The 18,194-nt window shown below is 65.2% G+C and carries 15 protein-coding genes and 1 tRNA gene; 1 reads left to right on the plus strand and 15 read right to left on the minus strand.

The features are described 5' to 3' along the window. Nucleotides 1–57: 57 nt before the first annotated feature. From OUZ49_RS10645 to OUZ49_RS10690, 10 genes are all read right to left on the minus strand, one after another. Nucleotides 58–1,131: a YXWGXW repeat-containing protein gene (locus OUZ49_RS10645; RefSeq protein WP_266150362.1), complete on the minus strand. Its 1,074-nt coding sequence runs from the start codon at nucleotides 1,129–1,131 to the stop codon at nucleotides 58–60. 719 nt (nucleotides 1,132–1,850) lie between these two features. Further along, a tRNA-Ser gene (locus OUZ49_RS10650) sits at nucleotides 1,851–1,943 on the minus strand. Between the two features lie 73 nt (nucleotides 1,944–2,016). After that, nucleotides 2,017–2,223, minus strand: coding sequence for a carbon storage regulator CsrA (gene csrA, locus OUZ49_RS10655; RefSeq protein ID WP_266150364.1), 207 nt, complete (start codon nucleotides 2,221–2,223; stop codon nucleotides 2,017–2,019). A 265-nt stretch (nucleotides 2,224–2,488) separates the two neighbouring features. Continuing rightward, entirely contained in the window at nucleotides 2,489–5,122 is a 2,634-nt protein-coding gene (alaS, locus tag OUZ49_RS10660) for an alanine--tRNA ligase (protein ID WP_266150365.1), read from the minus strand. A gap of 84 nt (nucleotides 5,123–5,206) precedes the next feature. Continuing rightward, the gene (locus OUZ49_RS10665; RefSeq protein ID WP_266150366.1) at nucleotides 5,207–5,707 is read right to left on the minus strand and encodes a regulatory protein RecX; all 501 of its coding nucleotides are present in this window, start codon (nucleotides 5,705–5,707) and stop codon (nucleotides 5,207–5,209) included. Between the two features lie 19 nt (nucleotides 5,708–5,726). Continuing rightward, entirely contained in the window at nucleotides 5,727–6,341 is a 615-nt protein-coding gene (locus OUZ49_RS10670) for a short chain dehydrogenase (RefSeq protein ID WP_266150438.1), read from the minus strand. Between the two features lie 17 nt (nucleotides 6,342–6,358). Then, entirely contained in the window at nucleotides 6,359–7,396 is a 1,038-nt protein-coding gene (recA, locus tag OUZ49_RS10675) for a recombinase RecA (RefSeq protein WP_266150367.1), read from the minus strand. Between the two features lie 122 nt (nucleotides 7,397–7,518). After that, a complete protein-coding gene (locus OUZ49_RS10680) occupies nucleotides 7,519–8,025 on the minus strand; it encodes a CinA family protein (RefSeq protein ID WP_266150368.1) in 507 nt (168 codons plus the stop codon). Nucleotides 8,026–8,121: 96 nt separating this feature from the next. After that, nucleotides 8,122–9,267 (minus strand): dipeptidase, encoded by a 1,146-nt coding sequence (locus OUZ49_RS10685; protein WP_266150369.1) that lies wholly within the window; start codon nucleotides 9,265–9,267, stop codon nucleotides 8,122–8,124. Continuing rightward, nucleotides 9,251–10,654 (minus strand): amidohydrolase family protein, encoded by a 1,404-nt coding sequence (locus tag OUZ49_RS10690; RefSeq protein ID WP_266150370.1) that lies wholly within the window; start codon nucleotides 10,652–10,654, stop codon nucleotides 9,251–9,253. Before OUZ49_RS10690 ends, OUZ49_RS10685 begins: the two co-directional genes overlap by 17 nt. A 285-nt stretch (nucleotides 10,655–10,939) precedes the next feature. Here OUZ49_RS10690 and mutS point away from each other — a divergent pair, with 285 nt between their 5' ends. Then, nucleotides 10,940–13,519, plus strand: a complete 2,580-nt coding sequence (mutS, locus tag OUZ49_RS10695) for a DNA mismatch repair protein MutS (protein WP_266150371.1) — start codon at nucleotides 10,940–10,942, stop codon at nucleotides 13,517–13,519. A gap of 60 nt (nucleotides 13,520–13,579) precedes the next feature. On the opposite strand, the gene OUZ49_RS10700 is transcribed toward mutS, so the two are convergent. From OUZ49_RS10700 to htpG, 5 genes are all read right to left on the minus strand, one after another. After that, nucleotides 13,580–13,831 (minus strand): hypothetical protein, encoded by a 252-nt coding sequence (locus tag OUZ49_RS10700; RefSeq protein ID WP_266150373.1) that lies wholly within the window; start codon nucleotides 13,829–13,831, stop codon nucleotides 13,580–13,582. A 204-nt stretch (nucleotides 13,832–14,035) separates the two neighbouring features. Further along, nucleotides 14,036–14,611, minus strand: a complete 576-nt coding sequence (locus OUZ49_RS10705) for a response regulator (protein WP_266150374.1) — start codon at nucleotides 14,609–14,611, stop codon at nucleotides 14,036–14,038. A 105-nt stretch (nucleotides 14,612–14,716) separates the two neighbouring features. Beyond that, the gene (locus tag OUZ49_RS10710; protein ID WP_266150375.1) at nucleotides 14,717–15,115 is read right to left on the minus strand and encodes an RNA-binding S4 domain-containing protein; all 399 of its coding nucleotides are present in this window, start codon (nucleotides 15,113–15,115) and stop codon (nucleotides 14,717–14,719) included. A gap of 115 nt (nucleotides 15,116–15,230) precedes the next feature. Further along, nucleotides 15,231–16,133: an AEC family transporter gene (locus tag OUZ49_RS10715; RefSeq protein ID WP_266150376.1), complete on the minus strand. Its 903-nt coding sequence runs from the start codon at nucleotides 16,131–16,133 to the stop codon at nucleotides 15,231–15,233. A 139-nt stretch (nucleotides 16,134–16,272) separates the two neighbouring features. Continuing rightward, on the minus strand, nucleotides 16,273–18,144 hold the full coding sequence (gene htpG, locus OUZ49_RS10720; RefSeq protein WP_266150377.1) for a molecular chaperone HtpG: 1,872 nt from the start codon (nucleotides 18,142–18,144) through the stop codon (nucleotides 16,273–16,275). Between the last annotated feature and the right edge of the window lie 50 nt (nucleotides 18,145–18,194).

An 18,194-nucleotide genomic window follows, 5' to 3' on the forward strand; every position in this document is an offset into this window, starting at 1 on the left:
GCCCATCATCGATCCGCCGCTCGCCATGCGATACGGCGGATTTTTTTGCGCCATCCTTCAGTGACGCATGCCACCACCACCAGCGTGTGCTGGCCCTGCAACGTGGACTGGGCGACTTGCCGGTGCGGCGTGCACAGCAGGCCTTTGGTAGGCGACCTGACTATTGCCGGGGCGGTACGCATAGGTTGGAAGCGTTCGCGCGTGGCTCATGGCACTGCTGCTTGCTGGCGCATACCCCCGCGCGACCTGGGCCGTCGACCGCTGCGAGGCGCCGGCAGCATGTGGCGCAAAACCCGCCGAGCGGAGCACCGTCGCGCTGTGCAAGCTTGGCACCACGGGAAGCGTGCGCTGCGCATTCGCCACGGGCATCGCTTGCGCGCTTGCACGCCTGTTGGCGGCACTCGCTCGTGCTGTAGCCCCCACCAGCGGCGCACCGTGATTGACCGAGGCGCGCATCGAAGGATCCCGATTGGCCGTCGCCACCTGTTTCAATTGCGCAGCCACCGGCGCCACATGCGCCTCACGTGCAACGGCCGCGTCCTGCGCAGACGGCTGGGCGACCGTACCGCCCGGGCCACCATTGAAACTGGTGCGATTGATCACGCCATTGTTCGCCACCCTCGCATCGTAGACATTGGTGACCCGGGGATCATGGATCTGATTGACCGCGCGGTTGTAATAGAAACCGCCGGGCCCCCAACGACCACCGACATAACCGTGACCCGGGTAACCGAAGCCATAGTTGATGCCCCCATAGAAACCGACGTGGCGCGCCCAGTACCCCGGGTGGAACACGCAGACGCGTCCAAACCAGCCCCAATAGGCAGGCGTCCACAAGGCGCCGTAAAACGGCGCCAGCACCCAGAAACCCGGCACCCAGTAATAGCCGTCATCGCCCCAGGCCCAGTAACCAGGTGTCCATATGTAGTCCGACCCCGGAATGGGCGGCTGCTCCTCGAGCGGCAAGGGTGGTGGCGGATAGCCCACGGAGACGCCCAAGTCGATTGACACCTCGGCCCGGGCAGGGAGCGGTGTGGCAGCGGCCACCGCCCATACGATGGCGGCTGCGACCAAGCCCAGCAGTCGCTGGGTTGTCCATCGTGCCGGATGATCGAGCCGGAGCTTGTCCATGGCGCGCCCTCCGCGAGGGTTGGGATAGTTAAGGTAACGCGGCAGGGGTGAGCGGGCCGTACTTGGTTGCCGGGGGTGGTTCTATGGCGTTCAGGAGGGGCTTGGTGGGGCGCCTGGGAGCTTGGCCAGAAGCTTCGTCGGGCAAAGGGCAGCTCTCGGGGCTGCCCAAAGATTGCTACGGGCAATTTTGTCGAACTGTAGGCTCCGTCCACGCCTCTCTCTTCGTCTGATGCGCCTGAGCTAGAAGACTTCGTCAGGTGGACGTTCGGTGGCGTGGAGGTCGGGATTGCTCGGCCCATCCTTGGGCCTCACCCTTCCGCGCTTCGCGCTCCAGGGCCAGCCCTTTGGGCTGTCCAAAATTGCTCCAGGCAATTTTGTCGACTGCGGAGGCAGGATGCCGGAGCGAACATCGGCGCAGCCGATGGCCCGGAGGGCGAGGCACAGGATGTGCCGAGTTACCGGAGGGTTCGTCCACACCTTTCTCTCCGCCAGATACGCTTGAGTCCCATTGGGGGCTTCGTCAGGTGGACGTTTGGTTGCGTGGAGGTCGGGATTGTTCGGCCCATCCATGGGCCTCACCCTTCCGCGCTGCGCGCTCCAGGGCCAGCCTGCGGCTGTCCAAATTCGTTCCGGACGAATTTGTCGAACCGGAGGGTTCGTCCACAACTCTCTCTCCGCCAGATACGCAAAAAGCCCCGCTGGGGGGCTTTTTGCGTATCTGGCGGAGAGAGAGGGATTCGAACCCTCGATAAGGCTTTTGACCCTATACTCCCTTAGCAGGGGAGCCCCTTCGGCCTCTCGGGCATCTCTCCGGTTTTGTCCGCATCTCTGCGGAGCCGGCAAGGATACTAACCGGCACGCTCGAGGTAAAGCTTTAATTGATCGTCAGTGCTCGCCAGACTCACTGGAGGCGCTGCCATCCGGCTCGTGCTCGTTCTTGATCCGTTGATAGATCTCTTCGCGATGCACAGCCACGTTTTTGGGCGCGTTGATGCCGATACGCACCTGGTTGCCCTTCACGCCTAGGACGGTAACGGTCACCTCGTCACCGATCATCAAGGTTTCACCGACCCTGCGGGTCAGAATCAACATGTTTGCCACTCCATGAATACTTTGGTCATAGGCCAACAGACGGTTATGCCTCACCCCTGAGCTTCACCGTCTGGCAGTTCGACGATCTTACCCGTCGAAGGCCCTACCGCCTTCCCCGGTTTCACAGACCAGGCATCCCTCTGTAGATGCCATGTCGAGCGACACCGTCGCAACACTTCGGTGCCGGCAGTGTTTGGATACTAGCCGAGCGTCCGAGGGCAGCGCAATGCGTAAACGGGGCACTGCGCTGAACGGTTGACTGGCCTCAGGAGGCCAGTCGCTCGCCAATCCAGCCAGTCAGACCATTCAGAATACGCGGCAGGTCGCTGCTGTCGTTGCCACCACCCTGCGCCATGTCGGGACGGCCACCGCCCTTGCCATCGATTTGTCCGGCCACATGGGCGACCACATCACCGGCCTTGACGCGGCCCAAAGCCTTGCCATGCACGCCGGCCACCAACGACACGCGACCATCCATCGCACCCGCCAGCAAGATCACGCAATCGGCAAGTTGCTGCTTGAGGTTGTCCACGCTGTCGCGCAGGGCCTTTGCGTCCAGCCCTTCGATGCGGGCCGCAATGACCTTGATGCCATGGATGTCCTGGGCGGTGGAAGCGAGATCGGCGGTGGCTGAACCGGCCGCCTTGGCGCGCAGCGATTCCAGTTCGCGCTCGAGTTTCTTCTGCTTGTCGAACAGCTGGCGCAGCTTGTCGACGCTGTCGTCACCGTGGGCAGACAGCAGCTGCGAGAGTTCGCCAAGCCGGCGCTCCTCCTCGGCCACATGGTCCAGGGCACCGGCACCACTCACGGCCTCGATGCGGCGTACGCCCGACGCCACGCCCGCTTCGCTGACGATCTTGAACAGGCCGATATCACCGGTGCGGCCGACATGCGTGCCACCACACAGCTCGGTGGAGAACTCACCCATCTTGAGCACGCGCACTTCGTCGCCGTACTTCTCGCCGAACAAGGCCATGGCGCCGAACTCGATCGCGGCGTCGTAGGCCATCTGATGCACTTCGGCAGGCGCGTTGCGCCGCACTTCGGCGTTCACCAGGGCTTCGATCTCACGCAGTTCGTCTGCGCTGAGCGGCTTGAAGTGCGAGAAGTCGAAGCGCAGACGCTCCGGTGCCACCAGCGAGCCCTTCTGCGTGACGTGCTCGCCCAGCACCTTGCGCAAGGCAGCGTGCAGCAAATGGGTGGCCGAATGATTGAGCACAATGGCCTGCCGACGCGCCTGGTCAACGGTGGCGTCGACGGCATCGCCAACGCGAAGCGGCTGCGCACCTTGCCAACGACCGGCATGGCCAAAGAACACGCCGCCCATCTTGAGCGTGTCGCCGACGTTGAAGCGCCCGGCGCCGCTCACCAGCGCGCCCGTGTCGCCCACCTGGCCGCCGGATTCGGCGTAGAACGGCGTGCGGTCGAGGATAACCAGGCCTTCTTCGCCATCGCTCAGTTGATCAAGCTGTTTTCCGGCACGCACGATGCCAATGACCTTGCCCTGACCCGCCAGCGCCTCGTAGCCGAGGAAGGCCGTCGGGGCGAGCTGGCTGGCGAGTTCGGCCGGCATCTGGCCCTTGGCTTCGAAGCGGCCGCCCTCGCGGCTGCGCTCCTGCTGCTCCTTCATCGCCAGCTCGAAGCCGTCCATGTCGACCGACATGCCGCGCTCGCGCGCAATGTCGGCGGTCAGGTCCACGGGAAAACCATAAGTGTCGTAGAGACGGAACGCGTCGGCGCCCGGAATCGTGTTCCCGGCCTTGGCCGCCACCGTGTCGAACAGGCGCATGCCGTTTTCCAGCGTCTCGCCGAAACGCTTTTCTTCCGTACGCAGCGCCTCCTCGACAAAAGACTGTTTGGCGACGAGTTCCGGATAAGCCTCGCCCATCTCCTCGACCAACGGCTGCACCATCTTCCAGAAGAAATCGCCGCGCACGCCCAGCATCCAGCCATGACGCAGCGCGCGACGAATGATGCGGCGAAGCACATAACCGCGACCTTCATTCGACGGCAGCACGCCATCGACGATGAGGAAGGAACAAGCGCGAATGTGATCGGCAATCACGCGCAGCGACTTGTTGGCGAGGTCCGCCGTGCCGGTCAGCTTGGAAGCCACCTTGATCAGGTGCTGGAACAGGTCGATCTCGTAGTTGGAGTGCACGTGCTGCAGCACGGCGGCGAGGCGCTCCAGGCCCATGCCGGTATCCACGCATGGCGCGGGCAGCGGCGACAGCGTGCCGTCGGGCGCGCGGTCGAACTGCATGAACACCAGGTTCCAGATCTCGATATAGCGATCGCCGTCTTCATCCGGCGAACCCGGAGGACCACCGGCAATGTCGGCGCCGTGGTCGTAAAAGATCTCGGTGCAGGGACCGCAGGGACCGGTGTCGGCCATCTGCCAGAAATTGTCGGAAGCGAACGGTGCGCCCTTGTTGTCGCCAATGCGCACGATACGCTCGGCGGGCACGCCCATGTCCTTGTTCCACAGCGCGTAGGCTTCGTCGTCGGTGTGATACACCGTGACCCACAGCTTGTCCTTGGGCAGCTTGAAGACCTCGGTCAGCAGCTCCCACGCGTACGCAATGGCATCACGCTTGAAGTAGTCGCCGAACGACCAGTTGCCGAGCATCTCGAAGAAGGTGTGGTGGCGCGCGGTATAGCCCACCGAATCCAGGTCGTTGTGCTTGCCGCCGGCGCGCAGGCAGCGCTGTACATCGGCCGCGCGCGTATACGGCAGCTTCTCGCTGCCCAGGAACACGTTCTTGAACTGCACCATGCCCGAGTTGGTGAACAACAGGGTCGGGTCGCTGGCCGGCACCAGCGAACTGGACGGCACGATGGTGTGATCTTTCGAACGGAAATAATCGAGGAAAGTCGAGCGGATTTCGGCGGTTTTCATGCGACTGGGGAGGGCCATCAAGGAGGAGTCACGCCAGGACCGCACCGCCGCGGCCACCCCGCCATCATCGCTGGATGATGGGTTTCAGGAATCACCGTCGGCTGTGTCGTCCACGTCGGCGTGGGTAACACTCCGTACTGTGGCGGCGGGAAAGCCCCGACGCAAGAGGAATTGCGCCCGGCGGGCCTTTTCCTCGTGGTCGGACGCGCCGGCGGCACCATAGCGACGGCGCAGCTGGGCGGCCGCCACGGCCGTCCAGTCGACCTCGGCGGCATCCAGCACCTCGCGGATACGCGCATCCGCCAGCCCGTGGCTCTTCAACTCGGCCCGCACCCGCATGGGGCCGTAGCCCTGCGCCACCCGGCTGCGCACCAGCATCTCGGCGAAACGGTCGTCGTCCTGATAGTGCTGCTCACCCAGGCGATCCAGGGCCGCGCCGGCCTCCTCGCCCTCGTAGCCGCCCTGGCGCAGCTTGAGTTTCAGCTCGCGACGGGAATGCTCCCGCCGCGCCAGCAGGCCCAGCGCCTTGCTATAGGCGCTGGGCTTGGGTTTCTTGCTGTCTTCCCCGTCGGAGCGGCGTTTCATGGCACCCGGCGCCGCCGCCTCAGAAGACCTTGTAGACCTGGCCGGTCTGCAGGCCTTCCACGCTGCGGCTGTACGCCAACGCCGAGCGGGCCGCCGTTACCGGCTCGAAACCGCGGAAATACGGCGCGTAATCGCCCATCGCCTCGACCAGCACGTTCGGGCTCACTACATTGATGCGCAAGCCGCGCGGCAGCTCGATCGCCGCCGCCCGCACGAACGCTTCCACCGCGCCGTTGACCAGGCTGGCGGAGCTGCCCTGGGCGATCGGCTGTTCGGCCAGGATGCCGGTGGTCAGCGTGATCGAGCCGCCATCGCGCAGATGGTCACGCGCGGCCAGGGCCAGATTGACCTGGCCCATCAGCTTGTCGGTGATGCCGAGCGTGTGCTTGGACTCGCCGAACGGCGCGGCGGCGAAGTCCGCCAGCGGCGCGAACGTGACGCGACCAGCGGTGCTGATCACGGCATCCAGCTCACCGGCCTGGGCCAGTCCCTGACGGATGCTGGCCACGTCGGTGAGATCCATGCGCACGTCGCCGGACTGACGTCCGGCGCTGATCACTTCGTGGCGCTGGCCCAGCTCGGCCGCTACGGCGCTGCCGAGGGTGCCGGAGGCGCCAATCAGCAGGATGCGCAGACGTCGCTCGGCCATGCTCAGATCTCTTCCATCGCTTCTTCGGAGATCGGTGCCGGCTTGCCGCCGCTGGTGGCCAGCAGGCGAGCGCGCAGCTCCGTATCGACTTCATTGGCGATGGCCGGGTTGTCGCGCAGGAACTGGCGTACGTTCTCCTTGCCCTGGCCGATGCGGTCGCCCTTGTAGCTGTACCAGGCGCCGGACTTGTCGATCAGGTTCTGGGCCACGCCCAGCTCGATGATCTCGCCTTCGCGCGAGGTGCCCTCGCCGTACAGGATCTCGAATTCGGCCTGGCGGAACGGCGGTGCCACCTTGTTCTTGACCACCTTGACGCGGGTTTCGGAGCCGACCACCTCGTCGCCCTTCTTCACCGCGCCGATGCGGCGGATGTCCAGACGCACCGAAGCGTAGAACTTCAGCGCGTTGCCGCCGGTGGTGGTTTCCGGGCTGCCGAACATCACGCCGATCTTCATGCGGATCTGGTTGATGAAGATCACCAGGCAACCGGACTTCTTGATGTTGGCGGTGAGCTTGCGCAGCGCCTGGCTCATCAGGCGGGCGTGCAGGCCGACGTGGGAGTCGCCCATTTCGCCTTCGATTTCAGCCTTGGGCGTGAGCGCGGCGACCGAGTCGACCACCACCACGTCCACGGCGCCCGAGCGCACCAGCATGTCGGCGATTTCCAGCGCCTGTTCGCCGGTGTCCGGCTGCGAGACCAGCAGGTCGTCGACGTTGACGCCCAGCTTGGCGGCGTAGGAGGGGTCCAGCGCATGCTCGGCGTCGACGAAAGCCGCCGTGCCGCCGTTCTTCTGGCAGTTGGCGATGACCTGCAGGGTCAGCGTGGTCTTGCCGGACGATTCCGGACCGTAGATTTCCACCACGCGACCGCGTGGCAGGCCGCCCACGCCCAGGGCGATGTCCAGGCCCAGTGAGCCGGTGGAAACGGTTTCGATGGCGTCGTCGGTGCGATCGCCCAGGCGCATGACCGCGCCCTTGCCGAACTGCTTCTCGATCTGGCCGAGGGCGGAGGTGAGCGCGCGGCGCTTGTTGTCATCCATCGTCTTGAATCCTGGGGTGGCAGTGAATGAGTGCATGATGCCCGCGGGTAGTCTCACGGACTGCGATCTGTAATTTCGGAGTATCCCACAATGGTGAAGCGGGTCAGGGAGGCCCTGGCGACTCAGTCCGTCAGGACTTTGAGCACCCCATTGAGCGCCGCGGCCACGGTCTGCCGACGCACCGCTTCGCGATCGCCATCGAAGCGGAACAACTTGGCGAAGGCGTAGCCACCGCGGCGCTTCCAGCCGATCCATACCGTGCCGACAGGCTTTTCCGCCGTGCCCCCAGTGGGACCGGCAATGCCGGTCACCGCCACAGCTACGCCGGCGCCGAAGCGGGCCAGCGCGCCGGAGACCATCTCCAGCACGGTTTCCTCGCTGACCGCACCGGTCAGCTCCAGCGTGCGCGGATTGACCCCCAGCAAGGCCTCCTTGGCGCCATAGCTGTAGGTCACCACGCCGGTATCGAACCAGGCCGAGCTGCCGGGCAGGTCGGTCAAAGCCTTGGCGATCCAGCCGCCGGTGCACGACTCGGCGGTCACCAGCATCAGGCGCCGCTGCTGCACGCTGGCGGCCACCTGCTCGGCCAGGGCCAGCAGGTCGGCATCGCTGGGAACAGACAACTCCATGGGGGAACTCCTGGGGAAGGCAGCTACGCACCACTGCGCAGCCGCCCGTTCTACCCCCTTCCCTGCCTCAGGCCAAGGCCTTGACGAACGGCAGGCTCAGCCGCCCCAGATGGTCTGGGCGTAGCGCAGGAAATTCGTACCGAGGATTTTTTCGATGCGCCCGCTCGAATAACCCTTCGCCGCAAGCAGCTGCGCCAGCTTCTGGAACTGCCGTGGTCCGCGCAGATCGACCACGAACGGGTAGGTGTCCGGCCGTTCGCCGGCGGCACTGATGCCGGCCGCCTGGCGCTGGGCGATTTCCTTCGCCAAGGCCGCCTGGTAGACGTTGAGGTCGTCGATCTGGGTCACCGAACCATCGGTGCCGATGCCCACGTGATCCTCGCCACAGACATTCACCGCATGGTCGATATGCGCCACCACGTCCTCGGCATGGGCGTGCCCCGAAACGTTGAGGAACGGCATGAAGTAGATGCCGACGAAGCCGCCCCGCTCCGCCACCAGCCTCAGCTCGGCGTCGGTCTTGTTGCGCGGCAGGTTGGCCACCGCACGGCAGCCGGTGTGATTGATCGAGATGGGCGCGGTGGACGTGCGTGCGGCATCCAGGCAGGTCTGTTCGCCGCTGTGCGAGAGATCGACCATGACCTTGCGCGCATTGAGCCGTGCCACGACCTCGCGCCCGAACGGTGTCAGCCCGCGGTTTTCCGGCGCCATCGAGCCATCGCCCAGCTGGTTGGCCGGGTTGTAGGTCAGCTGGAACACGCGCACGCCCAGGTCGGCAAAGATGTCGACGCGCTTGGCGTCGTTGCCCATCATGGCGCCGTTCTGGAAGCCATAGATCAGGCCGACTTTTTTCTCGGCCTTGGCCCGGCGAATATCGGCCGCGGACAGCACCTTGAGCACATCGCGCTCATGCTGGCGCACCAGGGCATCGGTAGCGGCGATGTCGCGCACGCTGGCCTCGAACGGATCGTCCGCCCCGGACACATAACCCAGCGTGATGTTGACCGCGGTAAGCCCGGAAGCGTGCGCTTCCGCCAGCACGCGCGGCGAAAGCTCCGGCACCAGGCCGTCCGCGCCGCGATTGGGGTCGTCGAGACCACCCAGGGCGTTGATGATGATGCCGCCATCGGCCATGCCGGTACCCTGCGAAACTGCGCCGCGCGCTTCCCACGGCAGCATCGAAGCGGCTGCCGCCCACGTCACCCCGGTCAGAAACGTCCGCCGATCAATCGTCATCGCCATTGCCCATCTCGTCCTTCGTCACCGGTCGGTAATCGGCCCGCGGGTACGCGTGCCCACGCTTCACCGTCATGCGGATACTGCGGATGTTGTTGATGTCCTTCACCGGATCGGCCGACAGCACCGCGAAATTCGCCAACTTGCCGGCTTCGATCGAGCCCATGTCCTTTGCCTGTCCGGCCGCCTCGGCACCGACCAGGGTGGCCGAGCGAAGCACCTGCAAGGACGGCATGCCCACGTCATGCGCCAGGAACAAGATCTCGTCGAACACCGCCGGCCAGGCGTCGTTGACGCCGCCGTCGCTGTCGGTGCCCGTCGAGATCGGCACGCCGGCTTGCCAGGCCTGGCGCACCAGCCGGATCGTGGTCGGCCCGGTGCAACGCAACGGGTGCCGTTCGGGATGCGCCTTGCGCTCGGCGTCATAGCGCACGAACAAGCTGCCGGTCGCATCCAGGATGGTGCCGTGCTTGAGCATGTCTCGGTAAAGACCCGCCATGACCGGATCGTCGCCGCTCGGCGCCAGCAGCGCCTCGTGGAACGGCGTGTGGTCCTCATAGGACTTCAGCATCACCGGCTCCAGCTGGTAGGCCAGGTAACAGGCATGGCTGACCACGTCGACACCCGCCGCAATGACATCGGCCGGGCGCGTCGGGAACACCGCGCTATGCGCCCACACCATCAGGTGCTGGCGGTGCGCTTCCTGGGTAATGGCGTTCACCAGATCCGGTGGCAGGTCGGCGTAGACCTTGATGGCCGTGGCCGAGGTACCGCGCGCCAGCGTGACTGCCTCGCGCAAATCGGTCTGCCCGTCGATGGCCTGCATCCACGGACTCTTGCCCGGCGCCATCCCGAAGCTTGCGGCACCCACGCGCGGATCGGCGAAGAACTCGGGCCCCGCCATCACCGCGGCGTAATAGATATCAGGCGCGGGAATTTCCCCGGCGCGCGATGCACGAGCCAACTCGCCGACCGAACGCAGATCGTCCGCCATGTCGCGCACGGCGGTAACGCCGGCATAGAGATTGCGCCGCAAGACTGCCTGGGCACGCTTCGCATTTGGCGGCGTGGCCATATGCACATGGCTGTCGATCAACCCTGGGATCACGTACTTGCCGTGCAGGTCGACGGTGTGCAGCCCAGCAGCCTGCGCGCCGGCCAGTGAGCCGTGCGGGCCGACCGCCACGATCCGCTCACCCTGCACCAGGATGTCCTGATCGGGACGCGGCGCCGCGCCCGTACCGTCGATAACGGTGGCTCCGGCGTAGAGCGTGACGGTATCGGCAGCCGCTGGCTTGGGTGCCTCTTTCCCTGCGGAAAAGGCGACGGGAGCAGCAAGCGCAAAAACCAGCGCTACCGCCAGATAGGAGGCAGATCGAGAGAGAGTAGACATGGCGGTCGATCCTACAGGCCGGATTCTCCGCGTCACAACCGTGCCAGAGGTCAAGGGAGGGGCACGCAACGACCCGCAAACCCCGGCGCTCTCACCGGCCTAGCCGAGCCCCTGCTGCGTTGCCCCGATGGGCGAATCTTCGGCAAAGCCTTCAAGCAGGAAGGTGGATGCGCCGGAATACATGGTCAGGCATTTGGGTTATCTTGGCGGGCATTTTTCGAGGGGCGCGCCTTGCCCTCCCGCCACGGCCAACAACATCGCGTTGGCCCGACAGAACAGCACGTTATGGTCGCCCAGGATTTCGAAAGCCACACGCCCTTCATGCGCCAGTACCTGGCCGCCAAGGCTGCGCACCCGGATGTGCTGCTGTTCTTCCGCATGGGCGACTTCTACGAGCTGTTCTATGACGATGCACGCAAGGCGGCGCGGCTGCTGGACATCACGCTGACCCAGCGCGGGCAGTCGGCCGGCCAGCCGATCCCGATGGCGGGCGTGCCGTATCACGCCGCCGAGAATTACCTAGCCAGGCTGGTGCGCCTGGGCGAGTCGGTGGCCATCTGCGAGCAGATCGGCGACCCCGCCACGTCGAAGGGGCCGGTGGAACGCAAGGTGGTGCGCATCGTCACGCCGGGTACGGTCACCGACGCCGCGCTGCTGGAAGAGCGCCGCGACAATTTGCTGATGGCCATTGCGACGGGTCCACACGGCGCGTACGGGCTGGCCTGGGTGGACTTGAGCAGCGGTCGCTTCCTGCTCAGCGAAGTGCCCAGCGCCGAAGCGCTGGCCGCGGAACTGGCGCGCCTGCAACCTGCCGAGACCCTGGTGGGTGAAGACGGGGCGTGGCCCAAGTTCGTCAGCAATCTCCCCGGCCTGCGCAAGCGCCAGCCGTGGCACTTCGACGGCGATGCCGCACGCCGCGAGCTCAACCGCTTCTTCGGCACCCGCGACCTTGGCGGCTTCGGCGTGGATCGCCTGCCGCTGGCGATTGCAGCGGCGGGCTGCCTGCTCGGCTACGTCGAGGAAACGCAGAAGAGTGCCCTGCCGCATCTTTCCGGCATGGCCGTGGAAAGCGCGGGCGACACCATTGCGCTCGATGCGGCGACGCGTCGCAATCTCGAACTCGATACGCACCCCAGCGGCCGCACCGAACACACCTTGCTCGGTGTGCTGGACGAAACGGTGACGCCGATGGGCGCGCGCCTGCTGCGCCGCTGGCTGAACCGCCCGCTGCGTTCGCGCGACCTGCTGCGCAGTCGTCATCAAGCGATCGGCACGCTGATCGATAGTCGCCAATACGAAACCCTGCGCGAGCAGTTGCGCGGCATCGGCGATCTGGAGCGCATCCTCGCCCGCGTCGCCCTGCGTTCCGCGCGCCCGCGCGACTTGTCCACCCTGCGCGACGGCCTGGCCGCCGCCCCGGCGTTGCGCGCCATCATCGAGTCGCTGGACAGCCCGCTGCTGCATGCCCTGGTCGCGCGCATTGGCGACCATGCGGATACCGCTGCCCTGCTCGCCCGCGCCGTGGTCGCGCAACCACCGGTGCTGCAGCGCGACGGCGGCGTCATCGCCGACGACTACGATGCCGAGCTGGACGAGCTGCGCCGGCTCGCCACCAACGCCGACCAGTACCTGGTCGAACTGGAAGAACGCGAGAAGGCCGTCAGCGGCATTGCCACCCTCAAGGTGGGCTACAACCGCGTGCACGGTTACTACATCGAGATCAGCAAGGGTCAGGCGGACAAGGCACCCACGCATTACACGCGTCGCCAAACCACCAAGAATGCCGAGCGCTACATCACCGAAGAGCTGAAGACGTTCGAGGACAAGGTGCTGTCGGCCAAGGAACGCTCGCTGATGCGCGAGCGTGCGCTGTACGAGGCACTGCTCGACACGCTGATCGCCCAGTTGGAGCCACTGAAACACGCCGCCTCAGCCATGGCCGAGCTGGACGTCATCGCCAGCTTGACCGAGCGCGCCACCACGCTGGACTGGAGTGCGCCGGAACTGTCCGACGAACCCGGCATCGCGATCGAACGCGGCCGCCACCCGGTGGTGGAAAAGGTGCGCGAGGAACCGTTCGAGCCAAACGATCTGGTGCTCGACGACGCCCGTCGCATGCTGGTCATCACCGGCCCGAACATGGGCGGTAAGTCCACCTACATGCGCCAGAACGCGCTGATCGTGCTGCTTGCGCATATCGGCAGCTACGTGCCGGCATCGCGTGCGGTGATCGGCCCGATCGATCGCGTGTTCACGCGCATCGGCGCGGGCGACGATCTTTCGCGCGGCCAATCCACCTTCATGGTGGAAATGAGCGAGACGGCCAATATCCTGCACAACGCCACCGAACACAGCCTGGTGCTGATGGACGAAGTAGGCCGTGGTACCAGCACCTATGATGGCCTGGCCCTGGCGCGTGCCGCCGCCGTGCATCTGGCCGCCAGCAGCCGCTCCTACACCTTGTTTGCCACGCACTACTTCGAACTGACCGAACTGGCCAACGAATATCCGTCGATCGCCAACGTGCACCTGGACGCCGTCGAATACGGCGAGCAGCTGGTCTTCATGCATGCGGTGAAGGAAGGACCGGCCAATCGCAGCTTCGGCTTGCAGGTGGCCGCGCTGGCTGGCCTGCCCAAGTCGGTGATCGCCGATGCGCGTCGCACGCTGGCCGAACTCGAGCGTGGCATGTACCAGCACGCATCCTCGGCAACCAGCAAGGCTCCCGCGCAGGAGTCACCACAGCTTGGATTGTTCGCGACGCAGTCTTCCGTAGTGGAGCGGGCGCTGGAGGGCATCGACCCCGACGCCATGTCGCCACGCGAGGCGCTGGAAGCGCTTTACCGGCTCAAGTCACTCGCCTGAGAAGCAAGACGCGCAGGCCTCAGGCATGCGCGCCACTTGCTGGCGCCCGCTTTCCCTGCCTCAGTGCGGGAACTCCGATTTCCTGGCATGGCCGATGGCTTCGAGCACCGGTCGCGGCAGCTCGTCCAGGTTGAGAACGACCTTGCCGGAATGCACCGCCCGCACCGCCGCGCGAGGTATGACGAAATCACCGCTGTTTTCGATGTAGACGACCAGCGCCGATTCGTCGGCCAGGATCTTGCGCACGGAACCGATGCCGTCTTCGCCATCGGCGACGAATACCAGCGAGCCTTCCTCGATCGTCTCGGCCATGCCGACTCTCCACGCGTTCGTAGCAGGATCCCGATCGTCGACAAGTGGCTGTTGCGCCGACGTGAAACCCGCCGCGCGTCCAAAAGACGGTGCGTTTCAAACACCGCACACCCCGTACTCGACGAAGCCGCGGCAACGATCAGAACGGCGACCCGCAAGGATCGCCGCCCTGTTTTGTCTACAACCGCGTGCTTCGCTTCGAGCTCAGGCGGCCAGGTTCGACATGTTCTCTGGCGGCGACTCCAAGGTCGCATTGGCAAGCAGGCTGGGGATCGTTTCCGCGGACGCGGACAGCGGCACGACGACACCCGGCTGACGCGCCGACAGGCGCCCGAATCCCACCAGCCGGTCGATACTGCGCGCCACCTCGGCCTGTCCGAACGGCTTGCTGATGAAGTCGTCGGCGCCAAAGCGCTGAACATAGAACTGCTCGGTCGCCTGCTGGTTGCCGCTGATCATCACGATTGGCACGTGCTGGGTGAGCGGGTCGTGGCGTAGCGCACGCAGCACGGCAAAGCCGTTGATGCCCGGCAGCACGATATCGAGAAAGATCAGGTCAGGCGGCTCGCTGCGCGCCATCTCCAGCGCCCGCTCGCCATCGGCGGCTCGCGTCACCGCATAGCCTTCGACCTCGAGCATGCGCCCCAGCACGGCCCGGATGGTGGCCGAATCATCGACCACCAGCACGCGCGCGCCCTGTTCGGCCTTACGCAATACCCCCGGCGCCCGCCCCTCTGTCGCGCCAGCAAGCAGTCGCTTTAAGAATGCCAAGCCCGTCATCGCCTTCCCCTTCCACATCACGTCGAACCGAAGCCGCACCTTTGTGCGGCTTCTCGCCGGTGTTGATGCTCCCGCAGATTCGCGCCGGAATCTGCGATGGGTGACTCACATGGAATCCTTAAGCCGTCGCAATTCTCGACGTTCCTGCTTGTCCGGCCGCCCTGGAGGCGCCATGGCACCGACTAGCTTACGCTGGGCCTTCGCCGCCTCGCGTGCCGTCACACTGGCTTCGCTTTCGCGATAGAGGGTCTGGGCGTCACTGGCTGGCCCCCGCTTTTCCGACAACGCCAGCACCTCGACTTCCAGCCGCTCCACGCCCCGACCGATGCGCAGTACGTCGCCCACATGCACGGCCTTGGCCGGCTTGCAGCCACTGCCGTTGAGGTCGATCTTGCCGCCGTCGATGGCCTGCTTGGCCAGGCTGCGTGTCTTGAAAAAGCGGGCGGCCCATAGCCATACGTCGGCGCGCACCGGGCCCGTGGATTGCGATTGAGCTGATGACATGGGCGTATTGTCGCCCATCGGAGGGTCGTGAGCAGCGGTCTCTCGACCTGAAGCAGCGAGCGCTGATGAAACACCGCGTCAATGCGCGAGGTGAAGCGTCCAGATCCGGCTTTCCTCAACCGCCGAGCAACCAATTGCCCAGCGGAACCGTGATCAGCGACAGCACGATGCCCGCGCCAAGTATCGTGTTGGCCAGGCTGGGCTCAAGCTTGTACTCGTCGGCAAGAATCGCCGCCGAAATCATCGGTGCCATGCCCGCCTGCAGCACACCCACCGTCAGGGTCAGCCCGCCGACGCCCGCGGCCGTGCCCAACAACCAGCAGGCCAAAGGGGCAAGCACCAACTTCCAGCCCAGGCCGAGCGTCAGCGCGGAAAGCGGCCGCTCGCCGAGATGGAACTTGAATTGCATGCCCACCGAGAACAGGGCCAACGGTGTCAGGGTCGCGCCGATGGGCGTGAATACGCTGTCCAGCAAGCTCGGCCAGCCACCTAGAGCACCAACAATCACGCTCAAGACCAGCGCCAGGAACGACGGAAAGGTAAGAATGCGCCGGGCGATCACGGCCGGTTGCGCTGCTTTTCCCGCATACAGCGATGCGACCGCCACGCCCGCCGACGCCAGCAAGGGGAAACAACCCAGCTGGTCGGCCACCACCGCCAGCGCCAGCCCTTCCTTGCCATGCAGCGCCTGCATCATGGGATAACCCATGAACGACGTATTGCCCAGGCCACAAACCAGGGTCAGCGCGCCGATCCGCTGGCGCGACCAGCCCAGCCAGCGGCCCAGCGTGGCGAACAACAGCCAGCCGCCAAAGAACACCACCCACATCGCCGCCACGGGAAACCACAGCTGCCTGTCGATGCTGACCTTCGGCACCAGCTCCAGCACCAGGGCCGGCAGCGCGATGTTGATGACCCACCAGTTGATGCCGTGAACGATGCCGGCAGGCGGTTTCGCGTAACGCGCGACCAGCGCGCCCAGCAGCAGGCAGACGAACAGCAACAGCAAGGTGCCCATGGACATCCCTTCGAGCGGAAGGGACGCAGTATAACGAGCGCCGGCAGGCGGCCCTGGCGCGGCCTGGGTTGGTTTGCGGCCCCGTCATTCCGGCTTGCGCCCTGCAGGACGCCGCACTCGCCGGAATGACGGGCAAGGCTTAGCCGACGATCAGGCGATTGAGTCGCTGCACGAAGGCGGCCGGATCGGGCAGCTGTGCGCCAGCGGAGATCTCCGCCTGATCCAGCAGCAGGTTAGCCAGGTCGGCGGCCTTGGCCGCATCGCCTTCGGCCTCCACCCGCTTGAGCAGCGGATGCTGGGGATTGATCTCCAGCGTCGGCTTGTTGTCGGGTACGTCATGGCCAGCCTCACGCAATAAACGCGCTAGATGCGGCGCCATTTCGTAATCCGACAACGCCAGGCACGAAGGCGAGTCGGTGAGGCGAGCGGACACGCGCACTTCGCTCACTCGATCGCCCAGCAGCTCCTTGAGCTTCTTCACCACCGGCTCGGCCGCCTTGCTGGCCGCTTCCTGCTGTTTCTTGTCGGCTTCGTCCAACGGTAGCTCGCCCTTGGCGACATTCTTCAGCTTCTTGCCGGCGTATTCATTGAGGCTGCCAAGCATCCATTCGTCGATGCGATCGAACATCAGCAGCACTTCGATGCCCTTGGCCTTGAACGCCTCCAGCTGCGGACTGCCGACCGCGGCGGTGTAGCTGTCTGCCGTGATGTACCAGATGGTGTCCTGGCCCACCGCCATGCGCAGGATGTAGTCGTCCAGCGAGACGGTCTGCACCGCGCCGTCGCCCTTGGTCGAGGCAAAACGCAGCAGCTTGGCGATGCGCTCGCGGTTCGCCTGGTCTTCGGCAATGCCTTCCTTCAGCGTGTTGCCAAAGGCCTTGTAGAAGGTGGCAAACTTCTCGGGTTCGTCGCGCGCCAGCTTCTCCAGCAGATCGAGCACGCGCTTGATGCATGCCGCGCGAATGCGCTCGAGCTGACGATTGTGTTGCAGGATCTCGCGGCTCACGTTGAGCGGCAGGTCATCCGCATCGACGACGCCACGCACGAAGCGCAGGTAGTTCGGCAACAGCTCCTCGGCCGCGTCCATGATGAAGACGCGCTTGATATAGAGCTTGAGTCCCTTGCGCTCGTCGCGCCCGCCCATCATCAGGTCGAACGGCGGCTGCTCGGGGATGTAGAGCAGCGTGGTGAAACTCTGGCTGCCCTCGACGCGGCTGTGCGTCCAGGCCAGCGCGTCGTTGAAATCGTGGCCCAACGATTTGTAGAAGCTCTGGTAGTCCTCGTCGGAGATCTCGTTGCGCGGCTTGGCCCACAGGGCCGACGCGTCGTTGACGGTTTCCCACTCCGCGCCCGGCTTGCCGTCCTGCTCCTTCGGCATGCGGATCGGGAACGCGACGTGATCGGAATACTTGCGGATCAGCGAGCGCAATTCCCAGCTCTTCAGGAACTCGTCCTCGTCCGCTTTCAAATGCAGGATCACGGCCGTGCCGCGCTCGGCCAACTCCACCTGTGCCAGCTGGTACTCCCCCTTGCCGTCGCTCTCCCACTTCACGCCCTCGCCTGCCGGCTGGTCGGCGCGACGGCTGAGCACCGTCACGCGATCGGCCACCACGAAGGAAGAGTAGAAACCCACGCCGAACTGGCCGATCAGGCGCGCGTCGGTCTTCTGCTCCGCGCTCATCGCTTCGAGGAAGCGGCGCGTGCCGGAGCTGGCGATGGTGCCGATATTGGCCACCACTTCCTCACGGCTCATGCCGACGCCGTTGTCGCGCACCGTGACCGTACGCGCCTCTGGGTCCCAGCTGACATCGATATGCAGCTCGCCGTCGCCTGCCAGCAACTCGGGGTTTGCGATCGATTCGAAACGCAGCTTGTCGCAGGCGTCGGAGGCGTTGGAAATCAGCTCGCGCAGGAAAATCTCCTTGTGCGAGTACAGCGAGTGCGTCACCAGGTGCAGTACCTGGGCGACTTCGGCTTCGAACTTGCGGGTTTCGGGCGCGGTATTCGTCATGCGGAAAGACTCTTGAAGAGATCGAACAGGAAGGGGTTCGGCACACACAA

It is taken from the genome of Dyella halodurans, assembly GCF_026283925.1.
Taxonomy (GTDB): domain Bacteria; phylum Pseudomonadota; class Gammaproteobacteria; order Xanthomonadales; family Rhodanobacteraceae; genus Dyella; species Dyella halodurans.